The sequence below is a fragment of the Burkholderia savannae genome, from assembly GCF_001524445.2.
Classification (GTDB): Bacteria; Pseudomonadota; Gammaproteobacteria; order Burkholderiales; family Burkholderiaceae; genus Burkholderia; species Burkholderia savannae.
This window is the reverse complement of record NZ_CP013417.1, coordinates 2,390,261-2,405,587: the sequence shown is the minus strand read 5'-3', so window position 1 is coordinate 2,405,587 and position 15,327 is coordinate 2,390,261. Positions and strand designations below refer to the sequence as shown.

Annotated in this window: 16 protein-coding genes; all 16 read left to right on the top strand. The window is 61.5% G+C overall.

Annotated elements, in window-relative coordinates; genetic code table 11:
• Positions 1 to 29 precede the first annotated feature (29 nt).
• The 16 genes from WS78_RS11665 (at position 30) to WS78_RS11595 (ending at position 15,319) form a co-directional block, all read left to right on the top strand.
• Positions 30 to 344: an endonuclease domain-containing protein gene (locus WS78_RS11665; RefSeq protein ID WP_231752737.1), complete on the top strand. Its 315-nt coding sequence runs from the start codon at positions 30 to 32 to the stop codon at positions 342 to 344.
• Positions 344 to 1,543, top strand: coding sequence for a hypothetical protein (locus tag WS78_RS11660; protein ID WP_059580516.1), 1,200 nt, complete (start codon positions 344 to 346; stop codon positions 1,541 to 1,543). The genes WS78_RS11665 and WS78_RS11660 overlap by 1 nt, the downstream gene beginning before the upstream one ends.
• Entirely contained in the window at positions 1,543 to 1,770 is a 228-nt protein-coding gene (locus WS78_RS11655) for a hypothetical protein (protein ID WP_059580521.1), read from the top strand. The genes WS78_RS11660 and WS78_RS11655 overlap by 1 nt, the downstream gene beginning before the upstream one ends.
• Entirely contained in the window at positions 1,763 to 2,473 is a 711-nt protein-coding gene (locus tag WS78_RS11650; RefSeq protein WP_059580524.1) for a deoxynucleotide monophosphate kinase family protein, read from the top strand. The genes WS78_RS11655 and WS78_RS11650 overlap by 8 nt, the downstream gene beginning before the upstream one ends.
• A 13-nt stretch (positions 2,474 to 2,486) precedes the next feature.
• Positions 2,487 to 3,410 (top strand): hypothetical protein, encoded by a 924-nt coding sequence (locus WS78_RS11645; protein ID WP_059580528.1) that lies wholly within the window; start codon positions 2,487 to 2,489, stop codon positions 3,408 to 3,410.
• Positions 3,410 to 5,869, top strand: a complete 2,460-nt coding sequence (locus WS78_RS11640) for a DNA-directed RNA polymerase (protein ID WP_059580532.1) — start codon at positions 3,410 to 3,412, stop codon at positions 5,867 to 5,869. The genes WS78_RS11645 and WS78_RS11640 overlap by 1 nt, the downstream gene beginning before the upstream one ends.
• Before the next feature lie 79 nt (positions 5,870 to 5,948).
• Entirely contained in the window at positions 5,949 to 6,119 is a 171-nt protein-coding gene (locus WS78_RS35795) for a hypothetical protein (protein WP_009916614.1), read from the top strand.
• Positions 6,120 to 6,126: 7 nt separating this feature from the next.
• Positions 6,127 to 6,558: a hypothetical protein gene (locus tag WS78_RS11635; protein WP_059580611.1), complete on the top strand. Its 432-nt coding sequence runs from the start codon at positions 6,127 to 6,129 to the stop codon at positions 6,556 to 6,558.
• Positions 6,559 to 7,161, top strand: a complete 603-nt coding sequence (locus tag WS78_RS11630; protein ID WP_059580540.1) for a hypothetical protein — start codon at positions 6,559 to 6,561, stop codon at positions 7,159 to 7,161. It begins immediately after the preceding gene.
• A gap of 9 nt (positions 7,162 to 7,170) precedes the next feature.
• Positions 7,171 to 7,614 carry a hypothetical protein gene (locus tag WS78_RS11625; protein ID WP_009916611.1) on the top strand — a complete coding sequence of 148 codons (444 nt, stop codon included), beginning with the start codon at positions 7,171 to 7,173 and terminating at the stop codon, positions 7,612 to 7,614.
• The gene (locus WS78_RS11620) at positions 7,614 to 9,173 is read left to right on the top strand and encodes a portal protein (RefSeq protein WP_059580543.1); all 1,560 of its coding nucleotides are present in this window, start codon (positions 7,614 to 7,616) and stop codon (positions 9,171 to 9,173) included. Before WS78_RS11625 ends, WS78_RS11620 begins: the two co-directional genes overlap by 1 nt.
• A 6-nt stretch (positions 9,174 to 9,179) precedes the next feature.
• A complete protein-coding gene (locus tag WS78_RS11615) occupies positions 9,180 to 10,034 on the top strand; it encodes a hypothetical protein (RefSeq protein ID WP_059580547.1) in 855 nt (284 codons plus the stop codon).
• Between the two features lie 136 nt (positions 10,035 to 10,170).
• Positions 10,171 to 11,184, top strand: coding sequence for a hypothetical protein (locus tag WS78_RS11610; RefSeq protein ID WP_006026396.1), 1,014 nt, complete (start codon positions 10,171 to 10,173; stop codon positions 11,182 to 11,184).
• 57 nt (positions 11,185 to 11,241) lie between these two features.
• Complete coding sequence (locus WS78_RS11605; RefSeq protein ID WP_080595030.1) at positions 11,242 to 11,853, top strand: phage tail protein; 612 nt, start codon at positions 11,242 to 11,244, stop codon at positions 11,851 to 11,853.
• Positions 11,853 to 14,414, top strand: coding sequence for a phage nozzle protein (locus tag WS78_RS11600; RefSeq protein ID WP_059580551.1), 2,562 nt, complete (start codon positions 11,853 to 11,855; stop codon positions 14,412 to 14,414). Before WS78_RS11605 ends, WS78_RS11600 begins: the two co-directional genes overlap by 1 nt.
• Positions 14,414 to 15,319: a hypothetical protein gene (locus tag WS78_RS11595; RefSeq protein WP_059580556.1), complete on the top strand. Its 906-nt coding sequence runs from the start codon at positions 14,414 to 14,416 to the stop codon at positions 15,317 to 15,319. The genes WS78_RS11600 and WS78_RS11595 overlap by 1 nt, the downstream gene beginning before the upstream one ends.
• Positions 15,320 to 15,327: the final 8 nt, after the last annotated feature.

Below are 15,327 nucleotides of genomic sequence, written 5' to 3'. Positions count from 1 at the left end.
AACCGCATTGCCCGTTGTGCGAGCGTCTGATGGACGACGACACCGTGGTTGACCACGATCACCGCACTGGCGAGTGCCGAGCCGTGGTGTGCCGCTGGTGCAACGCGGTGCTCGGCAAGATCGAGAATTGGGCGTTCCGCATCGGGCAAGGAGTTGACCCGCTGATGTTCCTCCGCAACGTGTCGGTGTACCTCGGCCCGAACGCTGAGACTGGCTCTGTGCTGCACGGAGTCGGCAAGGGCGTCATCTACCCATCCCACAAGACCGAGGACGAGAAGCGCCTCGCACGTAACAAGAAGGCACGCGTCGCCCGCGCCAAAGCCAAGCTCGCCAAGGAGGATTAATGCAGGTTTCCCGTAAGGACTTCAGTGACAAAGAAATTCAGGATGCCTATGCAGAAGCAGAGGGGCGCATGGCTAAGGCCGCGTCACTGCTCACCGAGCTTGGCCGAGGTGCGGTCAGTCCGCAGCTCGCACGGTATTGGGTCAGCAAACTCGATTCGACCGAGCTGCCGCAAGCGCAGGATCGGGTCAAGGAACTGGCTTCTCTCCGCAACACCCGTACGGAGAACAATCGGTTGCGCCGTGCATTGGATGAGGCGCTGGGCCGTGTCGGTACTCGGGAGGCTTTCCTCGATGGCATCGCAGATGCGGTGCGCACGCTGAGCACGAAGCGCATCCCGCCTGTCAAGGCCAAGCGTGTACCTCGTGGGGCGACGCCCCTGACGGTCGAGATTCTGCTCAGCGACTTGCAGATCGGCAAGCTCAGCGGGACGTACAACACGACGATCGCCTTCAACCGACTGCGCGCACTCGGCGAGGCGCTGCTGTTCCAGATCAAGCAGAAGATCGACGCGGGGTACAACGTCGAGCGGATCATCCTCGCCATCATCGGCGACATCATCGAGTCGGACAAGAAGCACGACAACAGCGCACGAGCTACCGACACCGGCACGGCGCAACAGATTCACGATGCGACGGTCGGCATCTTCGAGTTCATCCTCAAGCCGCTTGCGCAGCTTGGCATCCAGCTCGATGTGCCGTGCGTTACCGGCAATCACGATTGGGACGGCCATGGCATCACGCAGTTCCGTCCGGGTCGCGAGCAATTGAGTTACCCGCTGTACAAGGCGCTGGAGCTGCTGTGCCACGCGGCGCGCATGGGCCATGTCCGCTTCGACATCCCGGACGGCGTGTTCACCACGGCGCACATCTACGGACAGACCGTGCTGTACGAGCACGGCGTCGGCGTGAGCGTCACCGAGCAGGCGATGAAGGCGCACAAGATCAAACGCAGCGAACAGCTCGGCAAGTACATCACCTTCTTCCGCATGGGCGACAAGCACAACGTCTGCTCGTTCAATTCCGGGCAGTACGTCGTGAACGGTGCGTTCTTCGGCAGCGACAACGAAGGCGTCGAGTACAGCTCCATCGCCGGGTTCTCGTCCGTGCCCGCGCAGTGGATGGGCTTCCATACGCCGCGCGACGACTCGCGCTTCACGCTGTACGACAGCTTCGTCATTCAACTGGCCCACGTCAACTGATGAACAAGGTCGGGGCACTGCAACACCTATCGAGCGAAGGCGGCGAGTTGGCGCAGGCCGCGATCAAGCTCATTCAAGGGAAGGGCAGCAGGAAGCTGCTCGAACAGGAACTCGGCGACGTGTTCGCGTTGGCCGAGCTTCTCATGGAACACAACGTCGTTCGCAGCGAGAAGGTCCATGACCGGAAGCTGGTCAAGCTCAAAAATTACGGGAGGATGTATGGCTAAGGTAGTCGGAATCATGGGGCTGGCTGGCGCTGGCAAGGACACGGTTGCGCAGATTCTCCAGCGAGGGCTGGTCAGCGCAGGGCTCAAGCACGTCGTCATCGGCGGCTTCGCGGACTACCTGCGCGACATCGCAGATCACATCGGGCTGAATCCGTTCCGTCGCGAGACGAAGGAAACGCCGCACGTCGTCGGACGAGATGAGTTCGAGAACCGACTGTTCGACGCAATCGAGAACAAGTTCTGCCGCCTGCTCCCGATGAACACGCGAGCAGATTTGTTTGCGCACACCTACGACGACTGCGAGGAGTTCCTCGCGGACAAGACCTCGACGTTCCCGTACTACTCGATCAGTCCGCGCCAGTTCATGCAGACCATCGGCAACGCAGGCCGCAAGGTCAACGAGGACTTCTGGATCAAACTGGCCCGCGCGAAGTGGGACGCGCTGCCCGGCATCGTGCTAGTCACGGATTGCCGCTTCGAGAACGAGGCCGCGGTCGCCGACAAGATCATTCTCGTCCGCCGCCCGGACGTATCGCCTGTTGCTGAGCATGTTAGCGAACAGCTCGCTGCTGCGCTCACGGAAGGCGCGGTGACGATCCCCGGCATGGAGATCATCGACAACGACGGCTCGCTAGATGACCTCGGGGCTGAGGTGTCGATCATGGCCGCGTCGTACGCCGACTTCTTTGCAACCGCTTATTAAGGAATCCTATTAGATGGCACGCTACCTCGTTCACAAGGCAGTCGAGTTCAGCTCCCTCTCCGCAGCACGCAAGAAGGCCATCGGCGCGGCCGCGATCAGCGATCTCTCCACGAAGTACGACCTCCAGTACAAGTACGACGGCTGCAACGTCATCGTGAAGCTGCTGAACTTGCAGCACTTCGAGATCATCAGCCGCACCGGCGAGAAGGTGCGCAGCATGGATCACGTCGGGCGGCGTCTGCTGAACCTGTTCCGTGCTCACCTCCAGCGCGGGCAGCAGTTCGCGGTGCTCGGTGAGGCATGGGCGCGCGGCTATCCGCAGAAGCGCATCTCGGGATGGTTCCGCCGCCACGAGAATGCACCGCATCTTCAGATGGCCGCGTTCGACGTGATGCCGCTGGAGGACTTCGAAGCAGGACACTGCCCGCATCCGTTCTCGCGCCGCTACGAGACGCTGACCGTGTGGACGCGTGGCTTCACCGAGAGCGACACGGTGTTCCTCTGCCCGTTGTTCCACGCAGGCACCTACGGTGATCCGATGATGGCGGCGGACGGGCTGTGTGCGCACGGCGACAAGCGCGCTTTCGACGGCGCGGTGCTGCGTGACCCGAATGCGGGCTGGAAGGCCGGCTCGGGGAGTGACGGCGCGATCATCAAGGTCAAGCCGCGAGTTACGTTCGACCTGCGCATCGTCGGCGTGGAAGAAGGCGAGGGCAAGTATGAAGGCACGGTCGGGAAGATTGTCCTCCAGTTCGCTGACGGCACGACGGTGAAGGCGGCGGGCGGGACGAACGCCGAGCGCGAGCAATGGTTCTTTCACCCGACAGCAATCATCGACAAGATCGGCGAGGTTGCTTGCCTCGAACGTCTGCCGAGCGGTGAGTTGCGCGAACCTGTGTTCAAGGGCGTCCGCTTCGACAAGGTGGACATCGACTGATGACCCTGCCGCGTACGCAGGTTGAACTGGAGCGCGAGACTCGGGAAGCCGGAAGGGCTCGCGCCGTGGACATGATGGACAGGCGGGAGCGGGACGGCCACGCAGATACCAACCCGTACGCGGCAGCCGTGTACCGGCGTTGGCTTCTCCCGCTGGCAGATGTAATCGAGGCTGAGGTGCAGAGCACCGGAAAGGCAGGACGCCGTGCGGCGCACGTCGCGCTGCTGAAGCCGCTGGACCCGCGCGCTGTGGCGCACATCGCGGTGCGCGCGGCGCTGGTGTCATTGCTCAAGGACGGTGACGGTGATGTGCGTCGTGTAGCTCGTGCGATGGGCCGCGACATTTATGGTGAACTGGTGCTGTCTGCATTTGCGCACGTTCAGCCTGAGATTTACTGGACGCTGCTGCACAACTTGGCGAAGCGCCGGAGCACAGCGGCGAACCACCGGGTCAACGTGATACGAAACGCGGCGAACAGCCACGAGGTTGAGTTGCCACAGTGGCTTCCCACCGACCGCGAGCAGGTTTCCCTATGGCTGATCGAGCAGCTCCGATTACTCGGCATGGTCGATGTGCGTAAACGCACGACGACGGCGATGGGCGGCAAGTACGTCACGGAGATGGACATCTCGATGACAGACGCAGCTAAGGCTGTCGTCGGAGGTATCAGGCAGGCCGTCGAGTACACCATGCCGTACGCTCTCCCCTTCATTGAGCAACCGAAGGATTGGGTGTCGATGTTCGACGGCGGCTACCACACGCAGGAAATGCGTAGGCAGCTTCCCGGTTTCGTGAACTTCGGCAAGACGAGCCTGACGCTGGACGAAATGGCCGAGCTGGACATGCCTAACGTGCGGGAGGCGATCAACCACTTACAGGCAGTGCGGTGGCGGGTGAACAAGCGGGTGCTATCCGCGATGAAGGACTGCGCCCGCCACGGCATCGACATGGACGAGATCATCTCGCAGGCCGAGAAGCCGAAGCCGACACCGCCTGAGTGGCTGACTCCCGAGATGAAGAAGGAGGACATGACAGGCGACGAACTGGTCGAGTTCTCTCAGTGGAAGCGTCGGGTTGCCGAGTGGCACACCGAGCGCAAGCTGAACGGTACGAAGTGGGGGCGCTTCTACATGACAACCCGCATGGCCGACAAGTTCAGGGACTACCCGGTCATCTACTTCCTGTACCAAGCGGACTTCCGGGGCCGTCTGTATGCACAGACAACTGGCATCAGTCCACAGGGCAGTGACATGCAGAAGGCACTGCTCGAATTCGCTGAAGGCAAACGGCTAGATACTCCTGAAGCCGTGCGCTGGTTCAAGATCGCAGGAGCCAATCGTTTCGGGGTGGACAAGGTGCCCTTCGAAGATCGCATCGCATGGGTACACAAGAATGAGCAATACATCCTCCAATTCGCAGCCGACCCCGTCAGCCACCACGGCTGGCGAGAAGCCGATTCGCCCCTTCAATTTCTGGCATGGTGCTTCGAGTACGTTGACTGGCGAGCAGCGCCAGCTACTTTCGAATCTAGGGTCGCGGTGGGGCTCGACGGCTCGTGCAATGGCCTACAGCACTTCTCGGCAATGCTGCGAGATTCTGTTGGCGGACGGGCGGTTAATCTCGTACCGAGTGATCGACCAAACGACATCTACCAGCGCGTAGCTGATGTCGTGGCGCTCAAACTGTCCGACCCAAATCTGACGTTGCGACACGAGCGCGATTCTATTTTCAAGGAGAAGTGGAAGGCTCATGGCATGAACCGCTCGATTGTGAAGCGTTCTGTCATGACGCTGCCGTACGGATCGACTCGGTTCTCCTGCGCAGAGTTCATTGTCGAGGACTATCTAAGCAAGGGCAAGGCCGTTCAGTTCGAGACGACTGAGTATCGGCTTGCTGCCGAGTTCCTGTCCCATCTGGTATGGGAGGCTATCAGCGAGGTGGTCATTGCTGCTGCCGCTGCGATGTCTTGGTTACAGCGAGCTGCTGGGCTTCTCCTCAAGCGCGGCGGGCAACAGATCGGATGGACGGCCCCGTCTGGTTTCAAGGTGCAGCAGGCGTACTTCGAGATCGAGGTTGTCCGCGTGAACAGTAAGTTGCTAGGACACACGATGATTAAGGTGGCGAACGGTGAGAGCAATGTGCCTAGCGCGCGTCGCCACAAGAATGGCATTGCGCCGAACTTCGTGCACAGCATGGACGCCGCTCATTTGACATTAACTGTTCAGGATTGCAAACGGAATGGGGTCAATTCGATGGCGATGATTCACGACGATTACGGAACGCACGCGGCGGATACCGAGAAGCTCTACCGCGCTGTCCGCAAGACCTTTGTGGAGATGTATGAAACACATGACCCGCTCGTTGATTTCCGCGATCAGTTCGAAGACCTCCCGGCTTTGCCTAGCCGGGGTGATCTGTCTCTCGCTCAGGTTCAAGAGAGCCCGTTCTTCTTCGCTTGACGATTCTCTGTCTTTAGCGGGGCACGAAATGCCAGACTCGATTTCATGCCTCTCTAAAGACGCACTACAGGAGCCTGCATTGAATCAAGTGGTAGTCCGCCTCGACGCGGAGATGTTGCGGCGGCTGGAGGAGCAGCTCCCGAAGCCGCTGGTGAACTCGACGACGACGGATCTGATGGCTGGGTATGCGCTCGGCGTGCAGGCCGTACTTCAGAAATTGAGGGAGGGCTATGCCATTAGCCGGGGCTAAGTGGAATGTGCAATTTCTCGACGACGACCGCGCCGCGATCAAAGCCGCGCTGTACCGGCAGTACGGCACCATGCACGCACCGGGTGCGAAGAAGTGGTTCGGCACAGTCGATCCAGATCACGTCTATCAGGTTGTCTGCGGGGAGAACAGCCCGTTCGAATCGATCCTCCTGAATGGATACCTGCTCTGCATGGTGTTGGATACACCGTGGTGGGCGTCGGGCAAGGAGCTCCTCCACGAACAGATGATTCTCAAGATCGACCCGAACGCATGGAACTTTCGGTCCGTGCTTCGAGCCCTCGTTCATCTCGGAAAGGCAACGGGCGCAGCGGGCATCACGAGCGGGACATCGCTCAGTGCGAACGACCGCAAGCTGGCTCGCGTCTACGAGCGGTTCGGATTCGGGACCGCAGCACACTCACTCTATCTGGAGCTTTGAATGGGGAACCTATTCAGCAAGACCTTTGCGTCGCAGGACAGTGGGAGCACGGTGAAATCGTCCGCAGGAGCGTTCGACATGATGTTCTCGAAGATTAATGGCGAGAAAGCCCAGCGTTATGCGAGCTACCTCGGAGAGTCAGCTCCGACCGGGGAGGGGCCGAACGGAGTAATTACCTTCGGTCAGCTCGCCCCGCTGCAACAACGCTACGAGGCTAAGTACGCAGCCGATCAAGAGGCCGCAGCCGCGAAGGCACGACAGGACGCGCTCGACAACGATCCCGCAGTGAAGTCAGCGCGGGAGGCGGCGGGCCAAGCGCAGGCGAACGCAGAGGCGCAGGCCGCAGCCGCCAAGCAGGCGGGCATCGACGCGGCCGACGCATCGGTGAACGCCACGAACATGGCTGCAAACGGCGTCGCGCAGCGAGCCGCTGTGGCGGAGCAGACCTCTGCGCAGGCAACGGACGCGGCGGCCTCCGTGGACACGAACGCGAACTCGCAGGGCGAGGGCTCGAACGATCCTCGTCGCCGTTACATCGGCGCCGCGATGTCCTCCTCGAACGCAGCCGTGTCTCGCGGTGGCGCTGGTATCTCAATCTCGTAAGGAGGAATCATGGGTGGAATTGTTAAGAGCGTCGTAGGCGCGATCTTCGGTGGGGCATCGAACGCCACAGCCGACATGAGTGGTGTCGAAGCGCAGTCGCGGGCGATCAAGGAAGCGTCGGAGCGGCAAGCGCAGGCGACTCTCGCAGCGGCGCAGTCGCAGAAGCAGGCCGCAGATGCAGCAGCTCAGGCACAGGCCCAGCAGGCGCAACAGTCGGCACAGGCGGCAGCGCAGTCGCAGATGCAGTCGATTAACCAGCAGCAGCTCAACGCCAAGGCAGCGGCCGATGCGCAGGACGCAGCCGCGAAGACAGCCGCCGAGAACACGGTGAAGGTGGATACGACGGTGAACTCCGAGGACGAGCCCGACAACGCCTCGCTACGACGCCGGTACTTCCAGCAAGCTCAGGCATCGCAGGCCACGAAGGGCGGCTCGGGGATCACGCTTAGCTGATGCAGTTCACGGCTGAGCAGGCGTGGGAGTCCCTCGCGGGGCTCCGACGCCCACTCTTGACGCGGTGTGAGAAATACAGCGCGTTCACCCTGCCGACGATCATCACGCCGCAGGGCTACAATGAGGAGCTTGAGGAGCTTCAGACCGACTTCCAATCAGTTGGTGCGCAGGGCGTGAACAACCTCGCGAACAAGCTGATGCTAGCGCTGTTTGCGCCGAGTCGTCCGTTCTTCCGGTATCAGGTTGCGGCGGCGCTGATGAATCAGCTCAAGCAGACGCTCGACGTGCAGGAGCAGGACTTACAGGAGATGCTGGCCGAGGGCGAGCGGAACTGCATCCGTACGCTCGACGCGATGGGCGTACGGCCGAAGCTGTACGAGGCCATGAAGCACCTCATCATCACGGGGAACTGTCTGCTCATCCTCGGCGATGATCCTAAGGACACACCGATGCGCGTGTTGTCGCTGAAGCGGTACGCCGTGAAGCGCAGCATGAGCGGCAAGCTCCTACAGCTTATTATCCACGAGACGGTGCGATTCGACGAACTGGACGACGAGGTGCAGAAGATCGCGGCGGAGTCGAGCAGTAGGTACGCAAACGTGGACCCGAACGATCCGAATTCGTGCCCCGAGGTGAAGTATTTCACATGGGTGCGGTGGGACGGTACGGCGAACTACATCGTCACGCATCACGTAGATAACGTGGAATTGCCCGCAAAGTTCAGCGGCAAGTACACGGACCAAGACCTACCGTACATCCCGCTGACGTGGGAACTGCACGACGACAACGACTACGGCACCGGGCTCGTGGAGCAGATGGCAGGCGACCTCGCCGCGCTGTCGGCGCTCTCGGAGGCCGAAGTGAAGGGCGCGATCCTTGCTTCGGAGTTCCGCTGGCTGGTGAACCCGGCAGGGCAGACCCGCCCCGAGGACATCGAAGACAGCGACAACGGCGCGGCGCTGCCCGGCACGAAGGACGATGTGGTCCCGCTGAACAGCGGCACGGGGCAGGCGATGCAGTACATCGACACGGTTGCCACGAAGTACGTGAACCGCATCGGGCGGAACTTCCTACTCAGCTCCTCCATTGTCCGCGACGCAGAGCGCGTGACGGCCGAGGAGATTCGAATGCAGGCTAACGAGCTGGAGACGAGCCTCGGCGGTGTCTACTCGCGCCTCGCCGTGGACTTCCAGAAGCCGATGGCGTACTGGCTCACGAAGCGCGCGGGTGTTCAGCTTGCGGGCAAGGACATCGAGCCAATGGTCATCACGGGGCTGGACGCCCTGAGCCGCAACGGCGACCTCGACAACCTCAAGCTCGCGCTGCAAGACCTCGCAGCCGTATCCGGCATGCCTCCGCAGGCACTCGCCGTGCTGAACCTGACAGCCATCGCCAAGGCCATCTTCATGGGCCGGGGCGTGACGATGGCCGACTACGTGAAGTCGCAGGAGCAGCAAGCAGCAGACCTCCAGAACGCGAACGCAGCGGCACTGGCGCAGCAAGTCGCGCGCCCCGTCGCGCAAGCCGTCATGAGCGGCCAACCCAACCAACAAGGATAAGGACAGATGATTCGATTCGGTAAGCGAATGGTTCTCATGGATGAGGCAGTCGGCGACGGCACGGTGGTATCGGCGGGCGGTGCGGGCGGCTTCGACATGAACGCGGACCAAGGCCCGGCAGCAGGTCAGCCGGTACAGATCAGCCTCGGTGCCACCTCGACACAACACTCGCACGACGAGCAAAAGTCGCTCGAACTCGGCACGCAACTCGTGAACGAGGGCAATGGCTGGGTGGACCCGAGCAAGGGTGTCGTCTCGTATGAGAAGACCGGCGACGCGGCACTCGACATGGCACTCGACTTCATCGGCAAGGCGGGCTACAGCCACTCGCATCCGGCCGTGCAGGCGGCGCTCTCGGGCAACTTCGACCTGCTCAGCGCGGAACTGGCGGCGAAGGGAATCACTGGCTGGGAGCAACACCTGGCCCTCGGTAAGAGCGCCTACGAGAAGCACTCTCAGGCGGAGGCGGCGAAGACGGAGGAGATCAAGAAGCTCTGCATCGGCGCTGCGGGTGACGAGAAGACGTGGGCCGACACGCTCGCGTGGGCCTCGGAGAATGCGGATGCACACGAGAAGGAGCCCATCAACGCGGCGCTTGCTCAGGGCGGCATCGTTGCGGAGGCAGTCGCGCAGTTCCTCGTGGGTGCGTACCGCAACGCCAGCGGCGTGACTATTGCCCCGCAGAAGTCCGCAGTGAATCCGAACGCAGCTTCGGCCCGAGCTGGTGGTCAGGGCGCAGGTCCACTGTCTCCGACGCAGTACGCAGCAGAGGTTGCGAAGCTCCGCGCCTCCGGCCGACAGATCGAAGGCACCCGTGAGTACGCAGCGCTCCAGCAGCGTCGCTCGATGTATCGCGGCTAACCACTAGCAGCATTCCCTGAGAGGCCCGTCCAGCAAGCGCTGGTGGGCCTTTGTCATTGTGCGCCCATGCTGGGCGTACTCCTGCGGGTCGATTTCATGACCCGCTAAAGACACAACTCTACAACTTAGGAGAACTATGGGTCTTTCCATCGTCAACGTCTCGCGTCCGATGGCGCAGCTCCAGACCGGCAACAACAACCAAGTCGGTCAGGCACCCGCAGCAACCAATCCGCTCGCAATGGTCATCGAGGAGTACGGCGGCGTCGTCGAGCACACCATTGCCCGGCGCTCCATCGTTCGCAACTTCGTCCCGATCCGAAACGTGAAGGGCACCTCGACGGTATCCAACTACCAAGTCGGCAAGTCCACGCTGGCGAAAGTCACGCCGGGTACGGAGCCGGACGCAACCGTGAACGGTACGCAGAAAGTCAAGCTGACCATCGACACGCTGGTGAATGCCCGTGCCGTCGTGCCGCTGCTGGACGACTTCCAGTCGAGCTACGACGCTCGGGCCGCAATCGGCATGGAACACGGTATCGAGATCGCGAAGTTCTTCGACCAGTCGTTCTTCATCCAAGCCGTCAAGGCCGCTGGCATCACCGACATGAGCCAGTACCCGGCAGGCTGGCAACCGGGTTCGTCGCAGACCTTTACGGCTGCTGGCGATGAGTTGGACCCGGTGAAGCTGGAGAGCAAGTTCCTCGACCTGTTCGCGCAGATGGCGGACAAGGACGTAGACCCGCACGACGACGGCCTCGTCATCGTGACACGCCCGAAGTTCTTCTACACGCTGCTGAAGAACGACCGCCTCGTGGACCGCGAAATGATTACGTCGGATGGCACGACGATCAAGACGAAGGCGCTCTCGGTCGCTGGCGTGCCGATCTACTTCTCGAACAATCTGCCGAACACGAACGTCACCGGGCACTTCCTCTCGAATGCCGGTAACGGCAACGCGTACGACGGTGACTTCTCGAAGACGGTCGCCGCAGTGTTCAGCCCGCGCGCGCTGCTCGCAGGCGAGACGATCCCGCTGACGCCGGATGTCTTCTACGATCCGCGCACGAAGATGTGGTTCATCGACGCGCACCTCTCGTTCGGCGTGACCCCGAACAACCCGGCCTTCGCTGGCCTTCTCAAGTCGGCATAACCGACACCTCAGCCCCGGCTCTCACAAGGAGTCGGGGCTTTTTCGTTAGGAGCTACGATGCGACTTTCTCAACTTGATGTCGTCAACGCATGTCTCGCAACGATGGGCGAGAGTCCCCTCGTAGCCATTGACGACGATCATCCGTACGTGCAGGCTGCTCTAACGGCGCTGCGTAATTCCTCTGCCGTCGTGCAGAGCGAAGGATGGTGGTTCAACACGGACTACCAGAACATCACCATTGATCCGGGCACGGGCTTCGCGTACTCGCCCGCCGACGCCCTCTCCGTTGAAACTGCACGGGCGGCTGTCATCGCACGGGGCACGCGGCTGTACGACCAGATGCACTCCTCGTATGACATGCGCCCTGTGTTCGGCGCAGGCCCGATTCAGGCGGCGGTCATACGCGAGGTTCCCTTCGAGGACATTCCAACTATGGCCCAGCACGCCATCTCGGCGCGTGCCCGGCTGGACTTCCAAGCGTCGTTCGATGGCGACGATAACAAGTACAGCAAGATCGGTGGCGAATACACGTTGGCCCATCGGCTGCTCAAGGCCGAGCACACGCGGCAGTCGCGGGTGAACTTCTTCGACTCGGTGTCGATGCAGGAGAAGCTCCGGCTCATGCGCCCGATGTCTCGCGGCATGCGGATCGGACGGAGGGGCTGGTAATGGCTAAGGTTGTCGGCTCATACGCGAGCGTCACGCGAGGCGTCAGCGAGCAGGTTCCGCAGGATCGACATCCGGGCCAGATGTGGGAGCAGGTGAACATGATTTCGGACCCGGTGGTGGGCTGCGCCCGCCGTCCCGGTTCGCTCCTAACGGACTACAAGGTGCTCACGGCGGCTTCGTCGCTGGATAGCCTCAAGGCCGACATCAGGATGTACCGCACATTCACGTTCTTCCACAACAGCAAGGAGTATGCGCTGCTGTACCGGAGCGACGTTGCGGCGAGCCCTGCTGCGCTCCCGGCGTTCCTCTGCTACTGCAAGACAGACTCGCGCTTCCTGAGCGTGGTACTAGCGGACCCCGACGGCATGGCCCCGTGGGTGACGGGCGGCGTTTCAGCGCTTTGTACTGTGGGCGACTACATCGCCATCGCGGCGAACAAGCTCGGCCCCGGCTACAGCCTCGACGACCGCTTTGCAGGTCATAACATGCACGGCGTCGCTTGGGTGCGCGGTGGCGCGTACAGCCGAACGTACACGCTGAAGATCACGCGCCGGTCGGACGGCGTGCAGTTCGCGGCTGCATACACGACGATGGCATCAAGCTATCCGTACTTGCTGAACACATCGGACATTCCGTCGTCCGCCCCGGACTACCAGAAGCAGATCAATGACCGCGTGAACGACTACAACTCGAAGGTGAACCAGTGGATCGGCGACGCGCAAGCCAGCATCCAACCGCAGAACATCGCGGAGAAACTCCGCGCGGCGCTGCAATCGCAAGGCTTCACGAACTGCGACCGACGCGGTGGCACCGTCATCCTCGACAACATCAGCTTCATGTCGTGCGACGACGGGGGTGATGGAACTACGTTCCGCGCAGTGTTCAACACGCTCGATGACGTTGGCAAGCTGAGCAGCATCCACTGGAACGACAAGCCTATCCAGATCAAGTCGAACACGCAGGTCGATCCATATTACATGGTGTTCAAGACGGACACCGGCGAGGGGTATGGCACTGGCAAGTGGGTCGAAGGTCCGGCGCAGGTAGTACAGCCGGGGCAGGTGTTCGCTGTCGGGGGCATCACGAAGGACGGCAATACGTTCGCCATCGGTTCTGGACCGGCGCAACTCAACGCGTATTCGACGGACTTCCAAGTGCCGAAGTTCGCGGGCTCAGTGTGCGGGGACAAAGACCAGACGGGCGCGATCCCGTACTTCTTCGGCAAGCGCATTAGTCTGCTGGCGATGTTTCAGGACCGGCTCGTGATCGTCTCGGACGGTACGGTGTTCATGTCGCGTACGGGCGACTACTTCAACTTCTTCCGTAAGACGATGCTGTCTGTGCATGACGACGACCCGATCCAAGCATACGCGCTCGGCGCGGCGGACGACGTGATTACGCGATGCGTGACGTACAACAAGAACCTGTTTCTGTTCGGCCTGCGCAACCAGTACACGATCCCCGGCAACGTAGCGGCGTCGCCTGCGAACATTACCATCTCGCCGGTAGCGGCCGAGCGAGACGCGATCCTCTGTCAGCCAGTGGTGCATGGGAACATTGTCTTCTACGGCTCACAGGTTGCGTCGAACGGGGATGTGCCGTACAGCGGCATCATCAACCAGTTCCAGCTCGGGCTGTTTCAGGATATCCCGGAGACATTCCAGATCAGCAAGCAGCTCTCGCGTTACATCAAGGGCCGTCCGACTGAGATGGCTACGGTGAGCGCACCGCCTGCGCTACTGGTGCGGGCGGACGGCTATGACAACGGGTTCTACGTGTACACGTACCTCGATGCTCCGGGTACGCAGCAGCGCGAGTTCGACTCGTGGAGCCGCTGGGAGTTCAGCGATGCGCTCGGCATAGTGGCGGGCGTCAGCTCGTACCAGCAGAAGCTCCTGTCGTTTACCATTGCGCTCGACGCGAGGGCCGGGCAGGCATCGAATGCCATCGTCATGTGCAACGAGTTCAGTCTTGACACAGCGGATCGAACGCGCCCGTATCTCGACAGCATGCGCCCGATGAATCAGGGCGGGCCGATCCTCTCTAAGCTGAACACGCCGGGTATGTGGAACGACGCGTACGCCGCCATCGGAGCGGCCCATGATGAGTTCCTGCTGAACGGAAAGCTGACGAGCTGGACGAGCTTTACGTCGCAGTATCCGGCGATTCCGGCTGCGGACTATTGGGGAGGCTTCGACTACCCGAGCTACGTTGTACCGACTCCGCCGTACGTGCGTGACTCAAACGACAAGGCAATCGTGAACGGGCGGCTCGTCATCAATAAGTACACGGCCAGCTTCACGAACAGCTCTGGTTGCATCGTGAACATGATCGACAAGACCGGGGCCGAGCGGCACCTCGTCAGCTACGCGGGGCGTCAGGTTGGTCATTCGAATAACCTCGTCGGGCGCGTGCCAATCAGCACTACGAACTTCCCGGTTCCGGTGGGGCGATCGAACATCGAGCACAAGATCAAGTTCATCGCAAAGGTGGGCCTACCCATGACTATCTCCGCGATTGAATGGGTGGGTCAATTCTTCACTTCAGGTAGGAGAGTCTAATGTGTTCCTTCCTTAACATGATCGTGGGCGCGGGTGTTGGCATGATGCAGGCCCGCCTTCAGAACGCGCAGAACGACGCGCAGTACAGGTTGGACTCCGCGAAGACTGAGGCAGCGAATATGCTGTCGAAGGACTCAGCGGACAACAACAACATGATACGCGACGCGGGGAACGCATTTCTCGCGGCGCAGGCGGCGCTGTCGAACACCCAGCGCTCGATTGGCAACCAGAACCGCGCCATCGCTATCGGCTCGCAGACGAACGCACAGGCCGTGAACATGGCACGGGCTCAGGAGGCGATGACACGCGGCAGCGTGGAGCAGCAGATCGCGGCCGCTGGGGCGCTCGGCGCAATGCGCGTCGAGGCTGCATCGCGGGGTACGGGTGGCACGTCCGCAGACATCATGCGCGCGACTATGCAGACCACAACCTCACGTCTCACGACGATGCAAGCCACGAAGGGAGCGCAGATGTCCTTCGATCAGGTGATGGCGGCGGCGGGGCTGCGCTCGAACCTCATCACCTCGCAGGACTACGGGCAGACCGTCGCGGGTATGAACTACCAGAAGGACATTCCGCAAACATTCATCGCGCCCGAGAAGATGCCCGACATCACGGCAGGGATGGGTGCAGCGATGGGTGCAGTCGGTGGTGGCGCTTTCTCGATGTTCCGCAACATGGGCGGTGGCTCTGTCGGCGGCAACGGTGGGGTGGGGCAGACTCCGGGTTTCTCGTCGCAGTCGATCCTACAAGGCGTGAGCAGCTTCGCTGACTCGTGGGGCGCGGGGAATGGTGGGTCGGCATTCGGCAGCAGCAGCTCGTACAGTGGCCGGAACGACTTCGGCTTCACGCTCGGCGGCGGCGGATCAAGCAGCAACAATTCCTTCAACTTCACACTCGACTAAGGAGAGCA

Excerpts from the sequence above, each read along its gene's own strand:
- WS78_RS11665 (WP_231752737.1), top strand. The coding sequence starts at position 30 with ATGGACGACGACACCGTGGTTGACCACGATCACCGCACTGGCGAGTGC.
- WS78_RS11660 (WP_059580516.1), top strand. The coding sequence starts at position 344 with ATGCAGGTTTCCCGTAAGGACTTCAGTGACAAAGAAATTCAGGATGCC.
- WS78_RS11655 (WP_059580521.1), top strand. The coding sequence starts at position 1,543 with ATGAACAAGGTCGGGGCACTGCAACACCTATCGAGCGAAGGCGGCGAG.
- WS78_RS11650 (WP_059580524.1), top strand. The coding sequence starts at position 1,763 with ATGGCTAAGGTAGTCGGAATCATGGGGCTGGCTGGCGCTGGCAAGGAC.
- WS78_RS11645 (WP_059580528.1), top strand. The coding sequence starts at position 2,487 with ATGGCACGCTACCTCGTTCACAAGGCAGTCGAGTTCAGCTCCCTCTCC.
- WS78_RS11640 (WP_059580532.1), top strand. The coding sequence starts at position 3,410 with ATGACCCTGCCGCGTACGCAGGTTGAACTGGAGCGCGAGACTCGGGAA.
- WS78_RS11630 (WP_059580540.1), top strand. The coding sequence starts at position 6,559 with ATGGGGAACCTATTCAGCAAGACCTTTGCGTCGCAGGACAGTGGGAGC.
- WS78_RS11625 (WP_009916611.1), top strand. The coding sequence starts at position 7,171 with ATGGGTGGAATTGTTAAGAGCGTCGTAGGCGCGATCTTCGGTGGGGCA.
- WS78_RS11620 (WP_059580543.1), top strand. The coding sequence starts at position 7,614 with ATGCAGTTCACGGCTGAGCAGGCGTGGGAGTCCCTCGCGGGGCTCCGA.
- WS78_RS11615 (WP_059580547.1), top strand. The coding sequence starts at position 9,180 with ATGATTCGATTCGGTAAGCGAATGGTTCTCATGGATGAGGCAGTCGGC.
- WS78_RS11610 (WP_006026396.1), top strand. The coding sequence starts at position 10,171 with ATGGGTCTTTCCATCGTCAACGTCTCGCGTCCGATGGCGCAGCTCCAG.
- WS78_RS11605 (WP_080595030.1), top strand. The coding sequence starts at position 11,242 with ATGCGACTTTCTCAACTTGATGTCGTCAACGCATGTCTCGCAACGATG.
- WS78_RS11600 (WP_059580551.1), top strand. The coding sequence starts at position 11,853 with ATGGCTAAGGTTGTCGGCTCATACGCGAGCGTCACGCGAGGCGTCAGC.
- WS78_RS11595 (WP_059580556.1), top strand. The coding sequence starts at position 14,414 with ATGTGTTCCTTCCTTAACATGATCGTGGGCGCGGGTGTTGGCATGATG.